The organism is Deltaproteobacteria bacterium (assembly GCA_016208165.1).
Classification (GTDB): domain Bacteria; phylum Desulfobacterota; class Desulfarculia; order JACQYL01; family JACQYL01; genus JACQYL01.
On record JACQYL010000025.1, the window covers coordinates 1 to 22,481 of the forward strand.

At 53.7% G+C, this 22,481-nt stretch carries 22 protein-coding genes, 1 tRNA gene and 1 pseudogene (1 of these 24 running past the window's edge); 17 read left to right on the forward strand and 7 right to left on the reverse strand.

Features of this window, described 5'->3' with window-relative positions; all coding sequences use genetic code 11:
- A partial coding sequence (locus HY788_04720; GenBank protein ID MBI4773477.1) for a DegT/DnrJ/EryC1/StrS family aminotransferase occupies positions 1-605 on the reverse strand: 605 nt, incomplete at its 3' end.
- A gap of 587 nt (positions 606-1,192) precedes the next feature.
- Here HY788_04720 and HY788_04725 point away from each other — a divergent pair.
- The 11 genes from HY788_04725 to HY788_04775 all read left to right on the forward strand — a co-directional run bounded on the left by HY788_04725 (position 1,193) and on the right by HY788_04775 (position 10,519).
- The gene (locus HY788_04725; protein MBI4773478.1) at positions 1,193-1,687 is read left to right on the forward strand and encodes a rubrerythrin family protein; all 495 of its coding nucleotides are present in this window, start codon (positions 1,193-1,195) and stop codon (positions 1,685-1,687) included.
- A gap of 528 nt (positions 1,688-2,215) precedes the next feature.
- Positions 2,216-4,486 carry an RNA-binding transcriptional accessory protein gene (locus HY788_04730; GenBank protein MBI4773479.1) on the forward strand — a complete coding sequence of 757 codons (2,271 nt, stop codon included), beginning with the start codon at positions 2,216-2,218 and terminating at the stop codon, positions 4,484-4,486.
- An 80-nt stretch (positions 4,487-4,566) separates the two neighbouring features.
- Positions 4,567-5,175 carry a cytochrome c3 family protein gene (locus HY788_04735; protein ID MBI4773480.1) on the forward strand — a complete coding sequence of 203 codons (609 nt, stop codon included), beginning with the start codon at positions 4,567-4,569 and terminating at the stop codon, positions 5,173-5,175.
- A gap of 41 nt (positions 5,176-5,216) precedes the next feature.
- A complete protein-coding gene (locus tag HY788_04740) occupies positions 5,217-5,978 on the forward strand; it encodes a cytochrome c3 family protein (GenBank protein MBI4773481.1) in 762 nt (253 codons plus the stop codon).
- Between the two features lie 524 nt (positions 5,979-6,502).
- The gene (locus HY788_04745; GenBank protein ID MBI4773482.1) at positions 6,503-6,889 is read left to right on the forward strand and encodes a hypothetical protein; all 387 of its coding nucleotides are present in this window, start codon (positions 6,503-6,505) and stop codon (positions 6,887-6,889) included.
- A gap of 500 nt (positions 6,890-7,389) precedes the next feature.
- Positions 7,390-7,755, forward strand: coding sequence for a PilZ domain-containing protein (locus tag HY788_04750; GenBank protein MBI4773483.1), 366 nt, complete (start codon positions 7,390-7,392; stop codon positions 7,753-7,755).
- Positions 7,756-7,834: 79 nt separating this feature from the next.
- Positions 7,835-8,314 (forward strand): chemotaxis protein CheD, encoded by a 480-nt coding sequence (locus tag HY788_04755; protein MBI4773484.1) that lies wholly within the window; start codon positions 7,835-7,837, stop codon positions 8,312-8,314.
- On the forward strand, positions 8,311-9,162 hold the full coding sequence (locus tag HY788_04760) for an HDOD domain-containing protein (GenBank protein ID MBI4773485.1): 852 nt from the start codon (positions 8,311-8,313) through the stop codon (positions 9,160-9,162). Before HY788_04755 ends, HY788_04760 begins: the two co-directional genes overlap by 4 nt.
- Before the next feature lie 13 nt (positions 9,163-9,175).
- Entirely contained in the window at positions 9,176-9,598 is a 423-nt protein-coding gene (locus tag HY788_04765) for a response regulator (protein ID MBI4773486.1), read from the forward strand.
- Positions 9,555-10,016, forward strand: coding sequence for a chemotaxis protein CheX (locus tag HY788_04770; protein MBI4773487.1), 462 nt, complete (start codon positions 9,555-9,557; stop codon positions 10,014-10,016). Before HY788_04765 ends, HY788_04770 begins: the two co-directional genes overlap by 44 nt.
- Positions 10,016-10,519: a chemotaxis protein CheD gene (locus HY788_04775; GenBank protein MBI4773488.1), complete on the forward strand. Its 504-nt coding sequence runs from the start codon at positions 10,016-10,018 to the stop codon at positions 10,517-10,519. Before HY788_04770 ends, HY788_04775 begins: the two co-directional genes overlap by 1 nt.
- Positions 10,520-10,945: 426 nt before the next feature.
- On the opposite strand, the gene infA is transcribed toward HY788_04775, so the two are convergent.
- Positions 10,946-11,188 (reverse strand): translation initiation factor IF-1, encoded by a 243-nt coding sequence (gene infA / locus HY788_04780; GenBank protein ID MBI4773489.1) that lies wholly within the window; start codon positions 11,186-11,188, stop codon positions 10,946-10,948.
- 450 nt (positions 11,189-11,638) lie between these two features.
- Between infA and tadA the strand changes: the two genes are divergently transcribed.
- The 3 genes from tadA (at position 11,639) to HY788_04795 (ending at position 15,276) form a co-directional block, all read left to right on the forward strand.
- Positions 11,639-13,996, forward strand: coding sequence for a Flp pilus assembly complex ATPase component TadA (gene tadA / locus HY788_04785; GenBank protein MBI4773490.1), 2,358 nt, complete (start codon positions 11,639-11,641; stop codon positions 13,994-13,996).
- A 79-nt stretch (positions 13,997-14,075) separates the two neighbouring features.
- Positions 14,076-14,966, forward strand: a complete 891-nt coding sequence (locus HY788_04790; GenBank protein MBI4773491.1) for an HDOD domain-containing protein — start codon at positions 14,076-14,078, stop codon at positions 14,964-14,966.
- A gap of 234 nt (positions 14,967-15,200) precedes the next feature.
- A tRNA-Glu gene (locus HY788_04795) sits at positions 15,201-15,276 on the forward strand.
- Positions 15,277-15,436: 160 nt separating this feature from the next.
- Here HY788_04795 and vsr read toward each other — a convergent pair.
- The 3 genes from vsr to HY788_04810 are packed head-to-tail and all read right to left on the reverse strand — an operon-like array spanning position 15,437 to position 17,882.
- Entirely contained in the window at positions 15,437-15,844 is a 408-nt protein-coding gene (vsr, locus tag HY788_04800; GenBank protein ID MBI4773492.1) for a DNA mismatch endonuclease Vsr, read from the reverse strand.
- On the reverse strand, positions 15,841-16,722 hold the full coding sequence (locus tag HY788_04805) for a DUF4928 family protein (protein MBI4773493.1): 882 nt from the start codon (positions 16,720-16,722) through the stop codon (positions 15,841-15,843). The genes vsr and HY788_04805 overlap by 4 nt, the downstream gene beginning before the upstream one ends.
- 23 nt (positions 16,723-16,745) lie before the next feature.
- Positions 16,746-17,882: a DNA cytosine methyltransferase gene (locus HY788_04810; protein ID MBI4773494.1), complete on the reverse strand. Its 1,137-nt coding sequence runs from the start codon at positions 17,880-17,882 to the stop codon at positions 16,746-16,748.
- 518 nt (positions 17,883-18,400) lie between these two features.
- Here HY788_04810 and HY788_04815 point away from each other — a divergent pair.
- The 3 genes from HY788_04815 (at position 18,401) to HY788_04825 (ending at position 20,633) form a co-directional block, all read left to right on the forward strand.
- Complete coding sequence (locus HY788_04815; GenBank protein MBI4773495.1) at positions 18,401-18,829, forward strand: PaaI family thioesterase; 429 nt, start codon at positions 18,401-18,403, stop codon at positions 18,827-18,829.
- Positions 18,830-18,835: 6 nt separating this feature from the next.
- Complete coding sequence (locus HY788_04820; protein MBI4773496.1) at positions 18,836-19,633, forward strand: class I SAM-dependent methyltransferase; 798 nt, start codon at positions 18,836-18,838, stop codon at positions 19,631-19,633.
- Between the two features lie 184 nt (positions 19,634-19,817).
- Positions 19,818-20,633: a hypothetical protein gene (locus tag HY788_04825; GenBank protein MBI4773497.1), complete on the forward strand. Its 816-nt coding sequence runs from the start codon at positions 19,818-19,820 to the stop codon at positions 20,631-20,633.
- Positions 20,634-20,853: 220 nt separating this feature from the next.
- Here HY788_04825 and HY788_04830 read toward each other — a convergent pair whose 3' ends face one another.
- Together HY788_04830 and HY788_04835 are read right to left on the reverse strand one after the other, a co-directional pair.
- A complete protein-coding gene (locus tag HY788_04830; GenBank protein ID MBI4773498.1) occupies positions 20,854-21,537 on the reverse strand; it encodes a DUF434 domain-containing protein in 684 nt (227 codons plus the stop codon).
- A 104-nt stretch (positions 21,538-21,641) separates the two neighbouring features.
- A pseudogene (locus tag HY788_04835) lies at positions 21,642-22,481 on the reverse strand (DnaJ domain-containing protein) (it continues 142 nt past the right edge of the window).

The following is a 22,481-nucleotide window of genomic DNA, read 5'->3' on the forward strand; positions in this document are numbered from 1 at the left end:
CGCGCGTATCTCACCTGCTTGAGGCGGTTGTAGACAGACGAATCGTCCGTGGTGATCATTCCCCCGAATACGGAGGTGAGCGTCTTGCCGATGCCAAAACCGAAGAGAGCCACAATGCCCTCTTTGTGGATGGGCCGCCCTTTCCAGACGGCGCCCACACTCTGCGCGCAATCCATGATCAGGTGCAGATGCGGGTGGGCGTCCCGCACGGCTCCCAAGCGGTCGAGGTCAACGGGGTACCCGAAAAGGGACGTGGCGATCACAGCGCCCGTTTTGCGGGTAATGAGCCTTTCCGCCCGGTCCAGATCCATGTTGAAACCGCCGGGTTCACAATCCACGAACACGGGCTCGTTGCCGCTGTACACGATGGCGTGCGGAACCACGGCGCAGGTGTAGGCCGGGCACAGCACTTCCCGCCGCCGCAGATCCAGGGCCTCCAATAACGCCATCAGCGCGGTGCGCCCGTATGGAAACGCCACGGCGTATTTCGTCCCCATGGCCCTGGAAAACGCGGACTCGAATTCCTCTAGAGCGTTTTTCGCAAAGAGATCGAAAGCGGCGGCTAATTCGTTCGCCCCCAATGGCGGGTTCAGCATCAAAATCACAGCCAACCTCTTTCTTAAGTCAGGCTTCGAAATCCCGGCGGCGTGGGATCCCGGCCCGATGACGGTACTTTCCCCTCTTCCGGGTCGATCCCTCATATAGAAAGCGCCCGGAGAAATCAAACACATGAATCACCGGAACCGCGGCTTTCAGCATCGGTCTGAAAACGCCTTATGCGTTCCCGCCGGCTTGACGGCGTCCCGAAACGGGCTTATTGGTACTAACAGGACTTGGCTGTCAAGGTATGCCTGCCTATCACACTTTCACATGACGAAGGTGAACGTCGCTAAGGAGAATAGGCGTGGGTTTTGTTCGTATTCCCGGTTTTCAGGGAAAAGTATTCGTCCCGGAGGAAACGCCGGCTTGTCCAAGAAAACACGACTGCCCGGACTGCTACTCGTGTCAGATGTGCAGCGATAGTCGATGCGGGCTATGCAGAAAACAACCGCCCCCCGGTCCATCGTCGTGCCTTCCGAGGGCCGGGGAACCTCGACCCGATCCCGGGAAAAACCTTTGAAAACCAGAGACCCGATTCCATGACCCCGTAGTCCGAGCCTCCTCTCCGGATCAATAACAAAGGACCGTTGATATGAAGAAAACGGAAAAGAATCTGTTGGACGCTTTTGCCGGTGAATCCAAAACCAGCCGGAAATATCTCGCCTATGCACAACAGGCCGAGCGGGAAGGATATACCCAGGCGGCCAAGCTCTTCAAGGCCGCATCCGCGGCGGAAGCGATTCACGCCCTCGCCCACCTCCGTCTCCTAGGCATGGTTAAGAGCACGGCCGAAAACCTCGAGGACGCCATCTCCGGAGAGACGCACACATTCACCACCGTGTATCCGACGATGATCCGGGAGGCTGAAGAAGAGGGACAAAAAGCCGCCGCCATCACGATGGGATTCGCGGCTGAGGTCGAGTGCAGCCATGCCCGACTCTATCGGAAGGTTCTAAGCGATCTGGAAAACCTGCCGGGCGCCGACTATTACGTTTGCGCCGTATGCGGCTACACGGTCGAGAACCAAGTCCCGGATACGTGCCCGGTGTGTAAGTCCAGTTCGAAAGCGTTTTTCCAGATCGAATAATCGTTGCTCGAAAGGCCCATATGCTGTGATACGCCCGACGAATCTGTTCGTCGTCGAGTTCATCCTTCAGGGCGTACGCACGATTCACCCGACCTCGATCCCGCGTGTGTGTTTCACTCCGGCGGGATTCCCCCAAGATTGCCTCTTCAACCATGCTCTTTTTTGCTTGCCATCCGCAAGTCGCGCCTGCAATATGAGCTTCCCATCGGATTGGGGGGAGAAGGCTCGTTCCTTCTCCACAATGCGTGACGCAACCTCCGGCCCGGAGTACTCACGAAGGGAGATGGGTGGGATATCCGTCCAGTGCGCGTTGACAGGCCCCGGAAAGGTGGAAGTGGTCTACGTGGCTCGCGAGACACGATCGAGCGACCAACGAGTCAACTACTTTTAGCCCATGCAAGAGAGAACCTGCGAAGCGGTCCAACCTTCCAGGGTTAGCAGAACATATCTTCCGATCCGAAGGCGTTCTTTGTTTGATACAAGCATTCGTAGATCCTCCAACCCCAAGGAAATGAAGCAAAAGACCTTATGAACGAAACGCATCTTATAGTAATCGCAAAGGAACTCGATGTCGATCCCGATCAGGTTCGCGCCGCAGCCGGTCTGCTTGGTGAAGGCGCCACGGTGCCGTTCATCGCGAGATATCGAAAAGAGGCGACCCGATCCCTGGACGAAGTGGCCATAACGACTATTCGCGACCGCCTAGGGCAGTTGGAAGAGCTCGACGTCCGGCGGGAATCCATTCTCAACTCGTTGAAAGAACGGGAACTATTGACGGACGAGCTGAAAGACAAAATCCTCCGGGCGGAAAGCATGTCCGTGCTCGAGGATATCTATCTGCCGTACCGGCCCAAGCGCCGGACACGAGCCACCATGGCCCGTGAGAAAGGGCTCGAGCCCTTGGCATTGCTCCTCCTTGCCCAAGATGCGGAAACAAAACCGATGTCCGAGGCCTCACGTTTCATCGACCCGGAAAAAGGAGTCGAGACGGTAGAAGACGCTTTGGCGGGTGCGCGTGATATCGTAGCCGAATTGGCCAACGAGGATGAGAAGGCTCGGTCCCGGATGCGTGACCTGTTTGCTTCCAAGGGCGTCTTCCGAAGCAAGGTGATTGCGGGAAAAGAAACCGAGGGCGCCAAGTTCAAAGACTATTTCGATTGGGAAGAGCCCGTTGCATCCGCGCCGTCGCACCGGGTGCTGGCCATGCGCCGCCGAGCCGCGGAAAACGTTCTCATCCTCCGTGTGGCCGCACCTGAAGACGAGGCCTTGGCCGTTCGCGAGGGCCTGTTCGTTCTGGGCGATTGCGATGCGTCGAACGAGGTCCGCAAGGCCCTTCAGGACAGCTACAAGCGACTGCTCGGACCGGCCATGGAAACCGAGATTCGCCTCGAATCCAAGAAACGGGCGGATGAAGCGGCAATCAAAGTCTTCGCCGAAAACATTCGTGAGCTCTTGATGGCCCCGCCTCTGGGACAAAAAAACGTGCTCGCCATGGATCCCGGCTTTCGCACGGGCTGTAAACTGGTTTGTCTGGACCGGCAGGGAAAACTTCTCCATTCGGAAACCATCTTTCCCCTCCTGTCAAATGCCCAGCGGTCCGAGGCTGAAAAGGCCGTACTCCGGTTGTGCAAGGAATTTGACATCGAGGCCATTGCCGTGGGGAACGGCACCGGTGGGCGGGAAACGGAGAGTTTTGTCAGAGGTATCGGGCTCGCGGCCAACATAGCCGTCGTGATGGTGAACGAGAGCGGTGCATCCGTGTACTCGGCGTCTAAATTGGCTCGGGAGGAGATGCCGGACAAGGATGTTACCGTGCGTGGAGCAGCGTCCATTGGACGCCGCTTGATGGATCCTCTGTCCGAACTGGTCAAGATCGACCCAAAATCCATCGGGGTTGGGCAGTACCAGCACGATGTTGACCAAAAGGGATTGAAGCGCAGCCTGGACGACGTGGTTATCAGCTGCGTCAACGCGGTGGGGGTGGATGTCAACACGGCCAGCCCGTCGATACTCACCTACGTATCAGGCTTAGGACCGGGACTGGCCAGAAACATCGTGTCTTACCGGGATAAAAACGGACCGTTTGTTTCCAGGGAAGCGCTCAAAGGCGTACCCATGTTGGGACCGAAAGCCTTCGAGCAATCCGCGGGCTTCTTGAGGATTCCGGATGGGAGCAATCCGCTGGATCGGAGCGCCGTGCATCCCGAGTCCTACCCCATTGTTCAGGCCATGGCCGGCGATCTGAATTGCTCGATCATAGACCTGCTGCATAACGAGGAACACCGCAAGCGTATTGAGATCGCGCGCTATGTAACGGATTCCGTGGGAGTGCCTACGCTCACCGACATTATGAAAGAATTGGCCAAGCCCGGACGAGATCCGCGTGATCGATTCGAGTCATTCGCGTTTTCGGACAAAGTCGAGAAGTTGGAGGACCTTGAACCCGGCATGACCATACCGGGTATCGTAACGAACGTCACGGCGTTTGGAGCGTTTGTCGACATTGGGGTCCATCAGGACGGACTGGTTCATGTCAGCCAACTGGCCGATCGTTTTGTGAAAAATCCACACGAAGTGGTGAAGGTCCACCAGGCAGTAAGAGTGACCGTTCTGGAAGTGGATCCGGAACGGAGACGCATCGCCTTGAGCATGAGACAATCTCCGCTCCCGGAGAATACCTCCTCTCACAAGAAAGCGGAGCAGAGAGGAAGCAAGGGGAAACAGGTTCCGAGACAGAATACCAAAGTTGAGAGCGCCGGATTCAATACACCCTTTGCCAACCTTCTGAAGAACAATTAAATGAAAAGGTCACAAAGGCGCTTGATTTTTTTTTCACGATCAGATAAAAAATCTTAACTTTTCTTTTAGGAGGCAAACCTATGGCGCTTAGACACCAGCGCCGAAACCCGGTGGCTGAGTTGATTCCATTTGTGGCTGGTTTGGTCGTTATGCTCTGTGTTGGATGGCTCCTTTTCCCGAGAGCGCTGTACGTTGAAAAGCCTCAACCCATGGATTTCTCCCATTTGAAGCATGGTAAACAAGTAGATCTCACTTGCGACAGTTGCCACAGCTTCAGACCGGACGGAACATTCAAGGGGATCCCGGATACCGCGACTTGCGTCCCATGCCACAAGAATCGCAACAGCCACAATCCTGACGAAGCGCTTCTGGTCAACACCTACATCGCGGAGAACCGTGAAATACCGTGGCATATCTACTCACGCCAACCCATTTGCGTGTATTTTCCCCATGCATCCCATGTGCTCATGGCGAAAATCGAGTGCCAAACCTGTCACGGACCCAAGCAGGAAGAGAACACACTGCCCGTTTACGAACAGAACTGGATTACAAGCTACAGCCGCGATATCTGGGGAAGAAATATCTCCGGCCTGACAATGCATTCTTGGGACAGTATGAAGATGGATGACTGCGCGGATTGTCACAGTGAACGAAATGCTCCGGACGGATGTTTCGTGTGCCATAAATAGCCCTGTTTTTCGAGTCGTAAGCCGTACTGGAGGAGACTCTTATGAAAGCCTATTCGGCCGTTGTTCTTTGCTTCCTGATGGGAATGCTGACGCTCACTATAGTGTGGGCCGAGCCCCCGGATCAGAAGGTGGAAGACGCCTTTTACATTCATTCCAAAGTATATGCGGAAAATCCGTCGCGACCGCCCGTTGAATTCACGCATAAGAAGCATGTCGACAACTATGTTTCGGACTGTACGGAATGCCATCACGACCATGGTGAAGGGGAGCCCTACAGAAAGTGCGGAGAATGTCACGAGGCCGAGGACACGGGTGAAGCCATGTCCCTCAAGAACGCCTTTCATAAATCTTGTCGCGATTGCCACCTTAACAGCACCGGGGAGGAAGGGGCCGCACCGACCAAATGCGCCGAGTGCCACGGACAGATTGACTACTACGAGTTCAAACCGGAAAGGATGAAACCCGCTGTGGTGTTTACTCACCTGAACCACTGGCAGAAGTATAATACGCCGTGTGATAGGTGCCACCACAAGTATGAAAACGGTGAGAACGTGTGGAAACAAGGGGATGCCGTCGAGGAATGCGTGACCTGCCATAAGATGGAAACCCAGGGCAAGGTGGTCAAGTTGAGGACGGCGTTCCACCGGCAATGCAAGGGTTGCCACAAGGGTCTGGTCGATCAGGGCGCCAAGGTCCCGTATCGATGCAGTGAATGTCACTATGAATATAAGGACGACCCCTATAAAGCTTTCCCCTCGTTGAAGCCCCAAGAGACCGAAAAGGCGACCGAGGCGGCGTCTTAGCCCTGCGCTTCAATTCGAAACGAATCTGAAAAGGAGGGAACATTCCCTCCTTTTTTTTATAGCCATGCCCCCTTCTTCCCCGCGATCGCCCGCCGGGATATCGCCGGCGCCGCTCACATCGGCAAGACGTTGACGCAGAGCAGGTCGGCGCACCGCCGAATTCCTGACGCCCCTGTCAGCGCAGTAGGTAGACCCCATAACCTTCACATCTCCATACCCTTCACTTCCTTCCTTTGCCTTTCCATTGCGCACGGCCCGGTGACACCGAAAGATTCGGTGGTCGACGACGAGGATACGAGACAAACGCCTGAACTGTCTGAGTCTCGACACAGGTTGGAACGACATTTGCTATGTCATCGTGTTACCGGTTCAACAATTTGAGAGGAAAACGTTCGAGGAGGCCGGGGAACCTTCTCCTATGAGAGGCGTGTTGCCTTCGGCAAGAGCCGGAAGGAAATATCTTCCAGGCCATGATTGTCTTAATGGAAATAAATACCGGACCAAACGCAAGGAAGGAAAGAGTTATGAATCAATCTCAACCCCTGGACCAGGAAAAGCTACGATGGAAGCTTGAAGGCGCGCTGGAAATGGCTGGAGCCACCGCGAACGAGATCGATCGGCCTCTGATGACGCTGTACAGCCTGGTCGAGTCTCTCCTTAACGACGAGAACGTCAAAGGTCCGAGACGGGCCTGCCTGCAACAGATATTTGAGCAGATTTTTCAGATCAGCCAGATCACGAAACGGATCAACAGTGTGTGGAAATACGAGACCAAGAAGACAAACAGCGGCTCACACGTAATTGATCTTGAAAGGTCGGTGGCGCCTTGCGTGGAAAAGGACCGCATTTGCTACGGCGGGGAGTATTGGAAGCTCCCTAGGGAAATGCAGGAGAAATTGCATCACATGTAGTTTCTTACAATTCGCTTCCGCCGTTTCGAATGAATGCGCCCATCGGTCTTCCAATGTTGTGAGGGTTATGATGCACGACCGACGGGTGCGCATTCCCGACAGATACAGATTTCCATCCGATTGGCGGAAGGGGCTCGAATCCGTGGATGACGGCCCCTCTTCGTCTCCTTTCCGATAAAGCAGAGGCATCGAGTAGACACGAGCACGTTTATTTGAGACATCGAGGCCCGAATTGAGGCCCTCGATTCTCGCGTGGGTGGCGCTGTCCAAGACGACGTGACGACTCCGATGCTGTAAAGATCCGTCTTTCGCCGGAACCGATGGGCCATTGTTCGGACCCCATACGTCTGCGAGTTTGCTCCGGCCGGGCGGGCGGTCCATCGCGAAATCGGTTGAACGCGTTGATGAAACGTGTTCTAATACGACTGCTCGTTTTATTGCTTGCAGTATCTACCGTTTCAAGGCCTCATTAAGAATTTTCCCCAATAGGCTTAGAACTCATGGATAAAAAAAGGAAAAGAAGTAGGATCGATCGTTTTGCGGGGGACGTCGAAATTCGGTCGGCCGGCTTTGGTGCTGAAAAAGCCAGATGCGTCAACCTGAGTTTGAACGGTATCCTCGTTTCGTACGAGGGAAAACTCAAAGTAGGAGACGTCTGCGAGGTTTCATTTCTTTTGGGCCGGCCGGAACCTGTGGAGGCCATTATCATCGAGGGCAAGGTTGTACGCCAAAGCTCGGAGGGAATCGGCATTGAGTTTCTGGCTATGGAGCAAGACAGCTTCGTTCATCTCCAGCGACTTGTGGAATTACACAGTAGTGACCCGGATCGAATAACGCAGGAGCTCACTACGCCTGCATTCAATTGAACAGAGGAAGCTCTGTATATTTCGCTCGCACAGGCCCCTGAATGCTCAGGATGTGAGTGTAATTGATCGGAGAGAACGAATGAAGACTATCGTGGGTATCGCAGATATGCGAGTAAGCAACGACCCCTCCGAGGTCTTAGTGACTTTTTCGCTAGGCTCGTGTATCGGCGTCGCCGTATACGATCCAGAGGTCAAAGTAGGCGGAATGCTCCATTACATGCTCCCCGAAATGAAGCTGGATATGGAGAAAGCCAATAAGAAACCATATATGTTTGCCGATTCCGGCATACCGCTGCTCTTCAAGAAGGCCTATGAACTCGGGGCCAAGAAAAGCCGAATGGTGGTCAAAGTGGCCGGGGGCGGCCAGATCTTGGATGAGAGCGGCTACTTCAACATCGGGAAGCGGAATTACGCAGCCCTCAGAAAACTGTTTTGGCGTAACAACGTCATGATCGCGGCGGAAGACATCGGTGGAAATGTGAACCGCACCATGTATCTTCGCCTGTCCGACGGAAAGTCCTGGCTGAAGATATCGGGGAAGAAGGAGGTGGTTCTATGACGGACGCCACCCGAATCATACAGAAGATCGATTCTCTCCCTCCTTTCCCTCAGGTCGCCCAAAAGGTGGTCATCCTTTTGAACGATCCCGAGTACTCCTCCAACGAGGTGGTTCGAGTCATCGAACTAGACCCGTCCATTACCGCCGAAATTCTTCGCATGTGCAATTCGGCCTATTTCGGCCTATCGCGCAGAGTTGGATCCGTCAAACAGGCTGTCTCGATGTTGGGTAAGAAGAAGCTGATTCAGCTGGTAATGGCCTCGAGCTGTCTGAGATACTTCAAGAAAGACAGTGAAGGATACGACCTGGAGGGGAAGGAATTGTGGCGGCATTCCCTGGCCTGCGCGTTGACGAGTCAAATTCTCCAGCAGCGGGTGGATGAAAGACCCGAGCATGACGCTTTTACCGCAGGCCTCCTGCACGATATGGGCAAACTGGTATTGAGCGAATTCGTCCGTGCCGAGATCGAAACGATCCTCCGCCTGGCGAATGACGAGAATTACAGCTTTCTTGAAGCGGAAAAGAAAGTATTGGGAATGGACCACGCGGAACTTGGCGCTCGTATCGCCGAACGATGGAATTTTCCGGACGGGATTTGCATGGCCATTCGGTACCATCACACACCCCAACAAGCGCCGCCGGCCGATTCCCTTACGCCTGTGACCTACCTGGCCAATGTCATCTGCCTGCTGGCCGGACAGGGTGGGAGCGGTGTCGACGGACTCAGATACCGGGGTTATTCGGAGATCATGAATCGTTTCGGTCTTCGTGTTCGAGACCTCCATAGCATCTTTATTCTTCTCGAAGAAGAGATGAAAAAATCGGAAGAAATGATCAAAGCCGCTTAAGGGGAGATGATAGATGCCGATAAATATACTCGTGGTTGATGATTCGAAGTCGATGCGTTCAGTCATAAAAAAGGTCCTTCAGATATCCGGTTTCGACTTGGGTGATCTCTACGAGGCGGGCAATGGGCAGGAAGCGCTGCAAGTGCTTCAGGACTGTTGGGTGGACCTCATTCTCACCGATGTTCACATGCCGGAAATGGGGGGCATCGATCTTCTTAAAGCACTGAAGGCCGATGAGGTGCTTAAGAAAGTTCCTGTTGTCCTAATCACCACTGAAGGCCGCGAAGAGAAGGTTCAGGAGGCGTTCTCCCTTGGAGCAATCGGGTATCTTAAGAAGCCGTTTACTCCGGAACAGATCAAGGAAACCCTGACGAAAGTTGTTGGAGAAGAGTATGCCGCTCCCCCTGAAGAAGATTTTGACGGATGTGACTTCTGAAGTCTTGGAAACCATGTTTTTTGCGCTACCCGAACCGCTGCTCGACTCGGATCTCCGAGAGCCGCAAATCACGTTCGATATACGTGGTTCCATTTCTCTGGGAGGTCCCCAGAGGCTCCAACTCAATCTGTTCCTCCCGAAACGGATGGCCGCGGAGCTGTCCGCTAATCTGCTGGCCATAGAACCCGATGAGGTTGATGACGAGGCTCTCCTGGACACTGTCCGGGAGTTGACCAACATGATTGCAGGTAATCTCATCAACCGGATAGGTGAGGATGCCGGGTTTGAAATGGGCATACCCGAGACATCCTTCGGCCGTGCCACCCTGCCCTCGTCCGCGGTCACCGAGGGACAGAATGTGTTTATTATGATCGAAGAAAAGCTGCTCATGCTTACCATAAGGCAAGAGGGACCCTGATGTCGGGTGAAATTGAGGTTTTCGAATATTACCTCAGCCCGGGGTACATTTTTGTATATCGGAAACCTACGGCAATATACACCGTTCTGGGCTCGTGCGTGGCCGTGTCGCTGTATGATCGCGAGCTCAAGTTCGGGGGAATGAACCACTTCCTGTATCCGTTCACGGACAATCCCACTGAAAGAACCTCGAAGTACGGGAACGTGGCTACAAAGGTCCTGCTGTCCCTCATGCTCGAACAGGGGGGCCGTCAAGAAAACCTGGTCGCTCAGATATTCGGAGGGGCCCATTCCCAAGCGTCGGGAAGCCAGAACATCGGTCTCGAAAACGTGTCCGTGGTAAAGCGTATCTTGGACAGGGAGGGTATACCCGTAGGTTCTCAAGACGTCGGCGGACATATGGGCAGAAAAGTCGTTTACAGTACGGCCACCAACGAAGCGGTGGTGTATAAAGTAGACAACATCCGGGCCGGCGACTGGTACCCTTACATAAGCAAAAGATAAGTTCGCCCGGAAGATGGCCTGGTCCTCTCCTTACCTTCCGATTTCCATCCCATTCAGAATTCGCTCCATCGAACGTTGACGGGAAGCATCCCGATATAAAAAAATCCGCACGGGCACATGCCCGTGCGGATCGTAAGGAGGTAGAAATGAAGAAATTAAGTTTTCCTTCTTCTTGATAATATAGAACAATCACTCGAAAGAAGGTTTAACTCGCACGAAACCCGAAGCCGCTCGCCGGCATTCTTCAGGGGCGTCAATACCATTGGCGAAAGATCTCGTGGACGTTCTCGACCGGGAACCTTCCGTTCGGCGTGCAGGCAGTGTGTTCTCAGGCCCGAAGAATTCCCTGCGGATCGCGCCGCATAGCCGCTATATTGAATGGATATACAGAATCGGCGGGCCGTTCTCCGTCCTCGGACGTTGAGCCTATTCGGTGTCGGAGCGAGTTTTCTCTTTGAGTCGGTAGGTAATGATTCCGTGGCTGACATCGTAAGGTGAAATGGACACTTTTACGTGATCACCCACCATGATTTTGATTTTGTGTTTTTTCATCCGACCCGCCATCTTAGCCTGAATGACGTGGCCTTCTTCACACTTTATCTCAAAATTGCCAAACCCAAGAGAGCGCGTAATCAGCCCTTCGGTTTGAATCAAATCGTCTCTAGCCAAAATACCTCCTTGTGATAAGATTGAAAAAAGACGACGCTGCACCGCACTCTTGTCGCGTTGTTCAATCCATCGCCCCAAAATCGTTTGACGAATCAACGACTTCAAGGATATTATTAAGTATTACCAAAATGGAAATTTTAAGCTATTCCTTTCTTTATGAAAAGTCAAGATTTGTTAATCGTCGATGACGGGTGTTTATATTGACTGGAATGAATGGCCCCTATTGGTGCAAATTCCGATGAACATCGTACCTGCAAGGCAAGACCGGCTGAAATCCACTTTGCGACGTTCTAAACAATGAGATCTTACAGACAAAGAAACGCGCTCCGATCGAAGCTTGCCTCCGAAAGATAGTACGATGGGTCTTGGTTCGGCGTAGATCCGACCTTTCGGAACGTCGTTTTACCGTCGTAATCAGGAATCCCTTAACACCGAAGGGTAAACAGACTCATGAGTTCAATGCCCGACAATGCTTCTGCAAATCCGCAGGCCAAGTCGAATCTTGGCGAACTACTCGTTCGTGAAAGACTCATAACGCGTACCCAACTGGAGGAAGCGTTGGCCGTCCAGGAAAGGGAGCGGGAACAGGATTTGTACAATCTCGGCAAGGCCATCCTGAAACGAAACTCCGTTCCGTTCAAGGAGATCTCGAGAATCGCGAAGACCATTGGATTCGAGGATAGTCTCCTGCATCGCCTTCGCGACGAGCAAAGGCTTGACCAGAAGGAATACGAGCGCATGCGGAAGGTCAAAGGCCGGACGCTCCTCGACCAGCTCGTCGATAGGAGAATCGTTTCGCAAGAAGAGCTGATCGTCCGGTACGATCTGCCTAAAGCCATGGAGGAAGCCCTGAAAAAGGGCCTGATATCCAACGAAATCCGGGCCGCAGTCGGCGTGGCGGGCAATAACAGCGCCCGCATGCTGGGCGAAATTCTGGTGGCAATGGGGCACGTCAACGTGGCGGCTCTCAACTATGTAATCGAGAAATATGACAAACGAAGGAGACTCGGAGATCTGCTCGTCCAGATCGGGTACATCTCGCAGGACCGCTTCATGGAGTCGCTGCGCGAACGCGGACGCAGCCCGGTGCCCATAGGTGAATACCTCACTCAAAAAGGCATGGTTACGGACGAAGAACTGCTGAACGCTCTGGCCAAACAATTCAACATACCTGCCGTTGACCTGGAAGAGTTGCAGCTCGAAAAAGACGATCTTCGAACCCTCAGGAACCTGATGACGCCCGTCTACGCCAAACAGCACCGGGTCCTACCGGCGGGGCTCCAAGGCCAGCAGCTGACCATAGCCCTGTACGATCCACGCGTGCTGAAAGAAGAAGTAAACGCCGACTACGGCGGCTACAACGTACGCTATGTCCTGATGTCGAATTTTCACTTTCGGGATCTGTTCAAGCACCTGTACGACCACGAACTCGAGCCCGAACGCGTTTCCGGGAAAATGGTCGATGTCGAGTTCCTTGATGTGGATCTTGAAGAAAAGGTCCCTGACGCCGTCCTTGCAGCAACGTACACAAAGGAAGCCTTTCAGGATATCAAAGCCCATGAACTTGTGAACCGGATCGTCAAGCATGGAGTGGAAATAGGCGCAAGTGACATCCATATCGAGCAGGATTACGACGGCGTCAAACTCCGATACCGCGTGGACGGTGTGCTGAGTAGCGCCATGGATACCCGGTTGACCGATTCTCTGCGCGAGCACATACACGCGGTGGTATCCAGAATCAAGATCATATCCAACATGGACATCGCAGAGAAACGACTGCCTCAGGACGGCGCGTTTCGTATGTCCTATATGGACAAGAAGTCCACGGAAAAAGTACTCTTGGATTTCAGGGTGGCCACGTGCAGAGCCACCGTAGCGGAAAACGTAGTCATTCGAATCCTGGATTCCCGGAAGTCCGGAGTACGTTTGGACGATCTCAACATTTCGCCGTCCATCCTGAGCGACTTGAGGAAAAGCTTACAGCACCCCGCCGGAATGCTCTTGGTCACCGGCCCCACGCGCTCCGGAAAGACCACCACACTCTATGCGGCCCTTCAAGACATCTACAATCCCGGGCTGAAAATCATCACTGCGGAAGACCCGGTGGAATACAACTTCCCCGGTATTATGCAGACACAGGTCCATCCTAAAATCGGTCTGAATTTTCCCAGACTCCTACGATCCTTTTTGAGGCTCGATCCGGACGTCATCCTGGTGGGCGAAATCCGGGATGCTGAAACGGCCCAGATAGCATTCACCGCCGCGCAAACCGGACATCTGCTGTTGAGTACGTTGCACACCAACGACTCCTTCAGCTCCCTGGTGCGGTTAAAGGATTTGGGACTGGACTATGGTGAAATCGCCGCCTCGCTGAAAGGTGTTCTGGCTCAACGCCTGGTCCGCTTCGTCTGCCCCTACTGCAAAGAGGAGTACCAACCGGACGAGGAAATCTGGTCGCAGGTGTTCCTCCAATATCCTAAAGGATTTCGGTTCCATCGTGGAGCCGGCTGTTTGTGGTGCAGGTTCAGCGGCTACCTGGGTCGTGGTTGCGTCAGCGAAATGTTTATAGTGGATCGGAAAATGCAAGCACTCATCACTCGGGGCACGGAACTAGATGTCATCCGGGAAGCGGCTGTTGACAGGGGAATGACCGCCATGGTGCAAGACGCCGTTCGCCATCTGGACAAGACCAATCTGGCCGAAATTCTCAGGGTGATACCCCACGACATGATCCAGACCTTTAAGGAAGAACAGGAAAAGAAGGGGCCGGAAATAGTGGAAATGCTCTTGCCTTCAATCGCTCCCTGAGCCCGACGTCCGGCGCGAAGAAGGCGGAGAGGGATGCCTGAAGGGATGGAACCCCCATAACTGACAACCGGGAATTCTCGTGTCCAGCGACCGCAGAAAAAAAATATTGGATTTGATCGATCTCGTTCCCACGCTGCCCCTTGCGGCGACGAGCGTTCTGAAACGATTCGATGACAGAGACGTGTCCGTGGACGCCATCGCCCGTATGATCCAAAAAGATCCGTCACTCACGGTATCCATTCTGAAACTCGCCAACTCGGCCTTCTACGGATTCCTGGGCCGGGTCTCCGACGTACGACAGGCCATCGTGCTGGTTGGCCTCAACCAAACCCGTAACATTGTGCTGGCCGTTTCGCTGATCAAGCTCTTTGAGGGGAAACACGCCGACGGTTTCAAGGTCGGAGGCTTGTGGCGACACTCCATCGCCTGCGGCTTCCTGGCGAAAAAACTGGGAGAGGAGACGTCCATCCAGGATCCCGACGGGGCCCTCCTGGTCGGCGGACTGATTCATGACATCGGGAAGCTGGTGATTTATCAGTATTTACACCACGACTTCCGCAAGATCATTTCGATGATTCAACAACACAAGATCGGGTTTTCCGAAGCCGAAAAAGACGTCCTCGGGTACACCCACTATCATATAGGAGCGGAGCTGCTCAGACGGTGGAATTTCCCCGAAGAACTCATCGCCCCGGTATTTTTCCACCATTCCCCCTGGTCGGACTCGAATCATCCTCATATCTCCGCCACGGTCTACTACGCGAATCGGCTTACCAAGCTGATCGGATTTCCTTCCTACGAGAAAGAACCCGAGCCGGAACTCTCCTGGCGCTCTGAACCCGAATCCCGTCTCTTCCTGCAGAAGAACGGATTCATGACCTCCAACCGTGACATCATGCCGTTTCTACAGGCCTCCCATGCCCAGATGATGTCGGGAGGCTCCGATCTCTTTTCCTTGGTATCCCCGTGACAGGCGGACCGGTCCACTGGTGATAAAGAACGAAGGGACGCCGTCGGCCTTCAACCTCTTGCTTGGGAATGCGGGAATATAATTAAAACGAGAGCCGAGCATTTCAGCCGTCAAAATGCCCGGACACGTTGACCTGCCGACAACCGTATCGCACGAAATGCCTTGACAAGCCCGCCTCTTTTCGTTAAAGCGTTCCATGCCGATCATGGGTCGGCATCAAATCTGCAGGCAAACGGTCCCATCGTCTAGTGGCCTAGGATATCGCCCTCTCACGGCGAAGACACGGGTTCGAGTCCCGTTGGGACTGCCAGATCATTTCAAGGGGCTGCGTCATGCGGCTCCTTTCGCTTTTTTTGGCTATGTGTAATCCTTGTGCAAAGATATCTTCTCTTTTGATTGAAAATCATATATCCACACTCTTTCTGCGTTTCTCTAAATGGACTTTCTAGAACTCCTGAAGAGAACCGCTCCTACCCGAGAAAGTCTTCAAGGATGATTTTTACATTATCCAAATCGTTCGTCTGACATTCCCACAACACCAGAACACTCCATCCAAGCGATTCGAGGAGCTTCTTGTTTTCTTGATCGCGCTCTTTGTTCCGCCCTATCTTCTTGATCCAGTATTTCGAATTTGATTTTGGAATTCTTGCGCCTCTGGAACAATCGTGGCCGTGCCAGAAACAGCCATGTACAAAAAGCGCTTTGCGGCGCGATGGAAAAACCAGATCAGGCTTTCCCGGAAGATTTTCACTGTGCAGCCGATATCTGTAGCCCAGGCGATGGGTCAAAGACCTGATCAACATCTCCGGAGTGGTGTTTTGGCTCCGCACCTGACTCATGATCCAGCTGCGTTTCTCAGGCGAAAAGGTGTCGCTCATTTACCTACTTTAATTATCAAACTTGGATCGGTCTCGTGTTTCGATACGATTTTGTTGTATTCTTCCACAAGCTGTCGAGCTGTCGTGTGTCTTCCCTTCGAGGCGAACTTACCCAATTCGTAAAGGTTGCTGGCAAGAAACTGTTCGGCTTCAAAGACATCTATACGGTCTTCAATCTTCTCGTTTCTTGAAAGCCCTATCGCCAGTTCTTTGTTGGTCGTTACAATTAGCGGCCTAAGGTTGTTTTCGATATTTGCTCTGCATTTTCTGATAAGGCCTTCAGTTGGAGATGTGGTTACATGGACAGCTACGTCTTCGATCGAAAAATCGGCGTCTCGCCCCGACTGTTCATCGGCGACAGAGGCGCCATGATGCATTACTGTTTCTCCCATCAGGAGGCTGAGCTTAGCACCCACCAAGTGTTGAAGCACCGTTCCCACGACGGTGGCCCCTGCAGATTCTTTTTGACGTCTTTCGGCTTGCTCCAATAGATCCCTTATCAGTGATCGAGAAGACTTGGCGGAATCGTAATGCAAAACGAACGGCATCGCGGCGAAGAATTTGAGGACTTGATCGACCCACCACTCCTCCACACCGACCAAATCCAGAGAGTGCCCATATTGATCATGCCTCTTATTGAGAAAGGCAACATACAATCGCATATTTCTTATACTTCCGCGACTGGTCCTCCCCCCTTCCTTCGCCAAAACCCGCGTGATCCCATATTCCTTGAGAATCGATTGCACTGGGGCAAGCCCCAACACTTTCACCTGACCACCGCCCGGCGTCAAGAGATCTTCCGGATTGAGGGGCATGCCCTTTTCTATTGCTTCTCTAGTTACCGCCAAGGCCACACACAAAGGACCCTTGCCCGCCATCTTGTTTTCGTCTGCAAAGGCTTTTAGTTGATCATCAATCTGCGATATAATATTTCTTTTGTTCCTGTGGGCAGTCGTTGGACGAGTGGGTGAAGGAGCTTCTCAGCCAAGTATCTGGCCACAGGAACCGCGACTGCGTCACCCATGGCTCGATATCCGTCGTTGTAAGTACCTGGGATCTTATAACTTGCCGGGACCCCCATTAGAGCAGCTGTTTCCCTGACCGTTAAGAGTCTGGTGTGAAACCCTCCATTATCTCGAATCACAAGAATCTGTCTGCTACTCCCGCCCTCCGGCGTTCGCAAGCATCCAGCCAACCCATCGAATCTTAATTCAAGGACTTGGCGGCCGCCTCGAATTCTCTTGTAACCGGGAAAAACAATCTTTCCTTTGCTGGCGGCGGCTTCGAGCATAAGGCGATGTCTTGCAGGTATGAGATCCAACTTGTTGCGTCGTTTCACGTCGTCATCGCAAGGCGCATTGGTCTCTATTATGTGCTCCAAACGAGACCTTTCAGCGTTAGGCTCCGGAATACGCCACCATACCCATTCGTCCAAACCTTTCGCAGCCCTTCGGACAGAGGCTGGATGACACCAGACCGGCCCAATTCCTTCCATGTCGGAAGAATCGACGGTTTTGTAGACGGCCACTACGAACACGCGTTTGCGAGACTGAGGGAGCCAATGGGCGGCGTCGAGAATCAATGCGCCAACTTTGTAACCTCTTTCAACTAAAGCATCGTGCAGCTTGCGATAATTATCGCCTTTTCGTGACGACACAAGTCCTACGACATTTTCTGCGACGCACACAGGGGGAAGAATCGCCATTTCGTCCATAACTCTGAGCCAGTGCCACACCAGCCCGCTTCTTGAACTCGAAATGCCTTTCTGATTCCCGGCAAGTGAGAGATCCTGACAAGGAAAGCTTCCCCATGAAAGAACCGCCGAAGGCAAGTCTTTTCCGTTTACTTCCTGTATCGGACCGAGCCTAAAAACCTCTTTCGGATGATTTGCGCAAAACACGGCGGCTTTTTTATCGCATATATCGTTGGCCCAAACAGGAGTGAAGTAGGATTTCAAGGCTTCGCAAACGAGTCCGCTTCCGGCGAAAAAGTCCAGAAAAGGAGGTTTTTCTTCTTGGCGTTTATAGCTGAGCGTCAGTGATTTCACGATTCAGGCCAAGGATCGAGAGGTCGGTAAAGAAGCCATAATTCTTCTTATGAAATTCTCACTGCGTATGGCTTAGCAGCCGTAAGCCCCCTTGCCTACACCCCCCAATCGGTATATCCATTCAGGACATTTACGAAGATAGTCAACAACGCGAGACTCGTCGTTTAGGCCTATTGGCCGTTGGAAGCCGTCCAGGGAAGTATAGGCGTACACCTCTGTCCTGAAAATACCAAATTGTGTGAAGGCACACAAAAGAAAAATCAGTCCTGACCTACGATGCGGCCTATGGTTCATGTAATGCACCCCGAAGAAACTCGAGGGGCATATCCGGCTGTCATAAAAACGGAGTGACGCCCGCGCCCCAACATTGTACTATCAGGCTCCATTGAAACGACCGTAGGTGCTCGAAAGAACCCCTTTTTCAACTTGAGTTGCGCATCGTTCCGGACCGGATCCCGCTTCCGAAAAAACAGCTTGTGCTCGACTCATCATCAAGAGAAGATCCATCCATGATTTCCGAATCCGAAAAGAAGGCCATACTCGATCGCATCAGCCGCATCCCCATATTCGGCACGCTGGATATGCGTGTCGTCTCCCTGAGCGAGGGCGCGTGCGAAGTCACCATCCCGCGCCGCCTCGAATACGACGGCATCTATCGATCCCTGCACGGCGGCATACTCGTGACCCTGGCCGATTCCGTGGCGGCTTTCGCCATATTGACCCTGACCGGTCCCGACGAACCCGTGACCACGACGGATTTAAACATCCGGTATCTGGCGCCTTGTCTCACCGATTTGACGGCCAGGGCCCGGGTGATCAAACTGGGCCGCACCCTGTGTCCGGTGGCGGTGGACCTCCTGGACGCCGAAGGAAAGCTGGTGGCCGTATCCCAGGTAACCTACCTGCGCCTGAATCACGGGAACAAGACATCAGGATGAAGGTTGATGCAGTTTGATCCTGGAAAGTATTGGGAGCAGAGACTGAACCGTGAATTCAGTCTGTATGGGGTTGGATTTCTCGGCCTTGGAAGAAATTTCAATCATTGGATGTACAAGGTTCGAAAGAGAGGTTTTCTGAGGTTCGCCGGATCGCTTGGCATCGAGTTCTCCCGATCGAGGGTACTGGATGTCGGTTCCGGGACCGGATTCTATGTGGAACAATGGGCAAAGCTGGGCGTCAAGGAGTTGGTGGGAGTCGACATTACACAGGTTGCTGTTGAAAATCTCTCGCTGAGGTATCCTGAATACGCTTTCCACCGACTCGATATAGGAAACCGGATCCATGAACTCGAAAAAGCCTCGTTTGACGTAGTGTCCGCCATGGACGTGTTGTTTCACATTGTGGACGATGAAAAATACGCGAACGCGCTGAGAAACATACACGGATTGCTGAAACCCGGGGGATATTTCATCTGGTCCGAAAATTTCATGAAAGGAGAGGCCCTCCGCACTCGGCATCAGGTCTGCCGGTCCGATTCTTTCATAAAGAACCTGCTGCTCGACGCGGGTTTCAAGATTATAGGACAAAAACCCTTGTTCTATCTGATGAACACACCTGTCACCAGCCGCAGTCGTCTTCTCAACGTTTCCTGGAAACTCGTAGCGGGTATGGTCAAGAATAGCGAAATCCTGGGCCTGATCGTTGGCGCCCTACTCTATCCCCTTGAATCGATCCTTACCGCCGCGATCAACCAAGGTCCCTCAACCGACATTATGCTGTGCAGGAGGCCTCTGGGAATCTGAGGCGTCGTTGGGCGGGGTTATTCGCCGAGTCGCCGGTGTCGTATCCCAATGTTCTGGACTTGTGTCCCAAGTCATTCCTGATCTATGATTGGAATATGGGAAAAGGCGTGCAGGTCGGTTCTCACGTCTATCCCATCCGGCCGTCACCATTACTGGTAATCTACAAAACGAAGGAGGGTGTTCCATGATGAGAAAAGGGTTCATGTGTGCCGTCGTATGTCTCTTTCTGCTGGTCGCTGCTCCGTGTTTTGCCCAGGGCGGGATCTGGAGGAGTACGTCGCCCGGCGCCGTCGTCAACTTTTACGTGCAATCCTACGACACCACGGACGATTCGGTGATCGTGATTTACTCTCCCGACGCCGTCAACTTCGCCGCCTTTCTGGCATCCGATTTCACCACCGGGGTGGTGGACGAAGACGACCTGGGCGGTCTGGGGTACCATCTAAATATGATGGTCGCGGATGAGGACAATGCCACCGCCACCGTCGCCATGGCCGGAGGCAGCCCTATTGCGTACACGCTGGAACGGACCTTCGTGGGATTCGGCAAAGGGGAACAAGGAGAGACCGGCCCCGCGGGTCCTGCGGGTCCGGCCGGCGCCCAGGGAGTGCAGGGTCCTGCCGGGCCGAAAGGAGACAAAGGCGATGCGGGAGATCAGGGGCCCCAGGGCGTCCAGGGAGCTCAGGGAGCTCAGGGAGCTCAGGGGCCACAGGGAGCTCAGGGACTCCAAGGTCCTGCGGGCTCCGCCAACATCTACTTGGTTCCAATTCCAGTGGCCATACCGGGAGGGGCCGCGCTGCCCTGTGTGGCGCCCTGCGGGGCCGGCGATTACGTGCTCACCGGCGGCCTGCTTCCCGGCCAGGCGGGCTTTTTCCTGCAGTCATCCAGCGTCAAATCGAGTGCAACCACATGGACAACGGTCATCCAAAACCTCAACCCGGGCGGAACTCCCGCAGTGCCCGCCCTTTGCTATGCCATCTGCGCGGACTTAGGCTCCTGACAGACTCATTGTAGCGCATCGCCTCCGGAACGGGTTGCAGCCCGTCCGGAGGCGTTCTGCTTCAGTTTGCCTCGCGACGCGTTATCTGAACCCTGCAGAGGAATTCATGGACGAATGTTCGATCGGATTTCCACGAACCGCCGATTGCAGACGATTCGATCCTCATGTCGCCCGATCGGGACGAGGCAGGCTCCGGCTCTATCACGCGCTCCCTCCGGCATTAAAGGCTCTGGGGAATTCTCTTTATTTTAGAGAAGACAATATACCCGGCCAGGTCGAATGCGGCGGCGGCTCGATTCAGGAGTGTGGAATTCGCCGTAGCCACGACCTCGCCCTGGACAAGCAGCCCGGACTCCACGGAACGCAAGGTTTCCGCCCGACCTGGAATTCCGCGACGATTCATCTCATTCCGCAGTCCTGCGGCAAGCTCCCCGCTGCGGCTCATGGCCTGATGAAATCCGATGAAACAGTGCTCCGGGCCGGCTTCCTCGAGGGTATCCAACAAAAGTGACAGGGCTCGATTCGACGGCCCGCCGGGCTCGTCATCCAAAAGGTATTTCGAAAAAAGCCCCGCGGTATCCCGTACCACACCATCATCCGCCAGTATGATGGGGCGATCCGATAAGGCCGATTCCAAGGTGATCAACACATTGAATCCGTCAACAGACAATCGTCGGCCTTTCAGCTGTTCGAAGGCCAGCAATCGGGATCGCCGAGTCCGGGCTTCCGCTGTGGAAAAGACGGCGCGATGAACGAGATGGCGGAGATCGCTCTCCAAATGGTATCGGTTACCGACGAGGGTAAGGGCCGCGGACTTGGGATAACCTCTATCCAACAGATGCCTCAGGTCAGCGGCGGCTTCTTTCAGACGAGATTCAATGAGGTTGGGACCGGACGCATCCATGACGTCTCAGATCCGATGCCACCGGAACAGAAAGGGTAGCCCTCCGTCGCGTCGGGGAAGTATTCCCTGATTCAGCCTGACTGAGAGCCTTCGGGCGCCGGTCTTTAAAGCCCCTGTTCCGCCAGCGACTGGATGAGTTTTTTCTGTTCTCGTTTGAGTTTCTTGGGGACTGAAATCAGGACTTGAACGTATTGGTCACCCATGCCCCCACTTCCCATGGCAGGAAGCCCGTGGCCTTTTAATCTGAGTCTCGTGTGGGACATAGTACCTGCAGGCACTCGAAGTTTAACGGTTTTTCCGGATAGAGTGGGTATGGAAATGGATCCGCCGAGTGCGGCCAGACTGAACGGAATTTCCTGTCTCAGGATAAGATCCTGGCCGCTCCGCTCAAAAACCATGTGGGGAGCGACTTTGATCTTTATGTATAGGTCGCCTGCAGGGCCTCCGTTGGAGGAAGGCTCTCCCTTTCCCGGAACGCGAAGTTTCTTGCCTTCCTCAATTCCGGCGGGAATCTTGACTGAAACACGCTCGGAAGAACCGTCTCTACGACGGTACGATATGACCTTGGACCCACCGTCCACAATCTCTTCGAGCGTGAGTGGAAGCTCATAGAGCAGGTCCGGTCCTTTGGCGGGTGGCTCTTGGTGAGATCCTCGCTGCGCCCCGGCCGCCCCTTTAAACAGGTCCTCGAACCCGAAACCGCCTCCGCCTGAACCGGTGTAATAGGTCTTGAATCCTCCGGTTCCTCTCGCCCCACCGAAAATACGGCTGAACATCTCCCCTGACCCAAAACCGAATTCTTTGAAGATCTCATGAAGGTCGGATCCCCGAAAGATGTCCTCTTGTGTGAATCTCTGGTGAAACCCGGAATCGCCGAATGTATCGTATTGCTGACGCTTCTTGGAATCGCTCAATACGGCGTAAGCTTCACTGATTTCCTTGAA

Bases quoted from the DNA above. Each gene is read 5' to 3' on its own strand.
- HY788_04820 (MBI4773496.1), top strand. From the start codon at position 18,836: ATGCAGTTTGATCCTGGAAAGTATTGGGAGCAGAGACTGAACCGTGAA.
- HY788_04755 (MBI4773484.1), top strand. From the start codon at position 7,835: ATGAAGACTATCGTGGGTATCGCAGATATGCGAGTAAGCAACGACCCC.
- HY788_04765 (MBI4773486.1), top strand. From the start codon at position 9,176: ATGCCGATAAATATACTCGTGGTTGATGATTCGAAGTCGATGCGTTCA.
- HY788_04735 (MBI4773480.1), top strand. From the start codon at position 4,567: ATGGCGCTTAGACACCAGCGCCGAAACCCGGTGGCTGAGTTGATTCCA.
- vsr (MBI4773492.1), bottom strand. From the start codon at position 15,844: ATGAGCGACACCTTTTCGCCTGAGAAACGCAGCTGGATCATGAGTCAG.
- HY788_04830 (MBI4773498.1), bottom strand. From the start codon at position 21,537: ATGGATGCGTCCGGTCCCAACCTCATTGAATCTCGTCTGAAAGAAGCC.
- HY788_04805 (MBI4773493.1), bottom strand. From the start codon at position 16,722: ATGGCGGGCAAGGGTCCTTTGTGTGTGGCCTTGGCGGTAACTAGAGAA.
- HY788_04825 (MBI4773497.1), top strand. From the start codon at position 19,818: ATGATGAGAAAAGGGTTCATGTGTGCCGTCGTATGTCTCTTTCTGCTG.
- HY788_04770 (MBI4773487.1), top strand. From the start codon at position 9,555: ATGCCGCTCCCCCTGAAGAAGATTTTGACGGATGTGACTTCTGAAGTC.
- HY788_04815 (MBI4773495.1), top strand. From the start codon at position 18,401: ATGATTTCCGAATCCGAAAAGAAGGCCATACTCGATCGCATCAGCCGC.
- HY788_04775 (MBI4773488.1), top strand. From the start codon at position 10,016: ATGTCGGGTGAAATTGAGGTTTTCGAATATTACCTCAGCCCGGGGTAC.
- HY788_04730 (MBI4773479.1), top strand. From the start codon at position 2,216: ATGAACGAAACGCATCTTATAGTAATCGCAAAGGAACTCGATGTCGAT.
- HY788_04725 (MBI4773478.1), top strand. From the start codon at position 1,193: ATGAAGAAAACGGAAAAGAATCTGTTGGACGCTTTTGCCGGTGAATCC.
- HY788_04740 (MBI4773481.1), top strand. From the start codon at position 5,217: ATGAAAGCCTATTCGGCCGTTGTTCTTTGCTTCCTGATGGGAATGCTG.
- HY788_04750 (MBI4773483.1), top strand. From the start codon at position 7,390: ATGGATAAAAAAAGGAAAAGAAGTAGGATCGATCGTTTTGCGGGGGAC.
- tadA (MBI4773490.1), top strand. From the start codon at position 11,639: ATGAGTTCAATGCCCGACAATGCTTCTGCAAATCCGCAGGCCAAGTCG.
- HY788_04760 (MBI4773485.1), top strand. From the start codon at position 8,311: ATGACGGACGCCACCCGAATCATACAGAAGATCGATTCTCTCCCTCCT.
- HY788_04745 (MBI4773482.1), top strand. From the start codon at position 6,503: ATGAATCAATCTCAACCCCTGGACCAGGAAAAGCTACGATGGAAGCTT.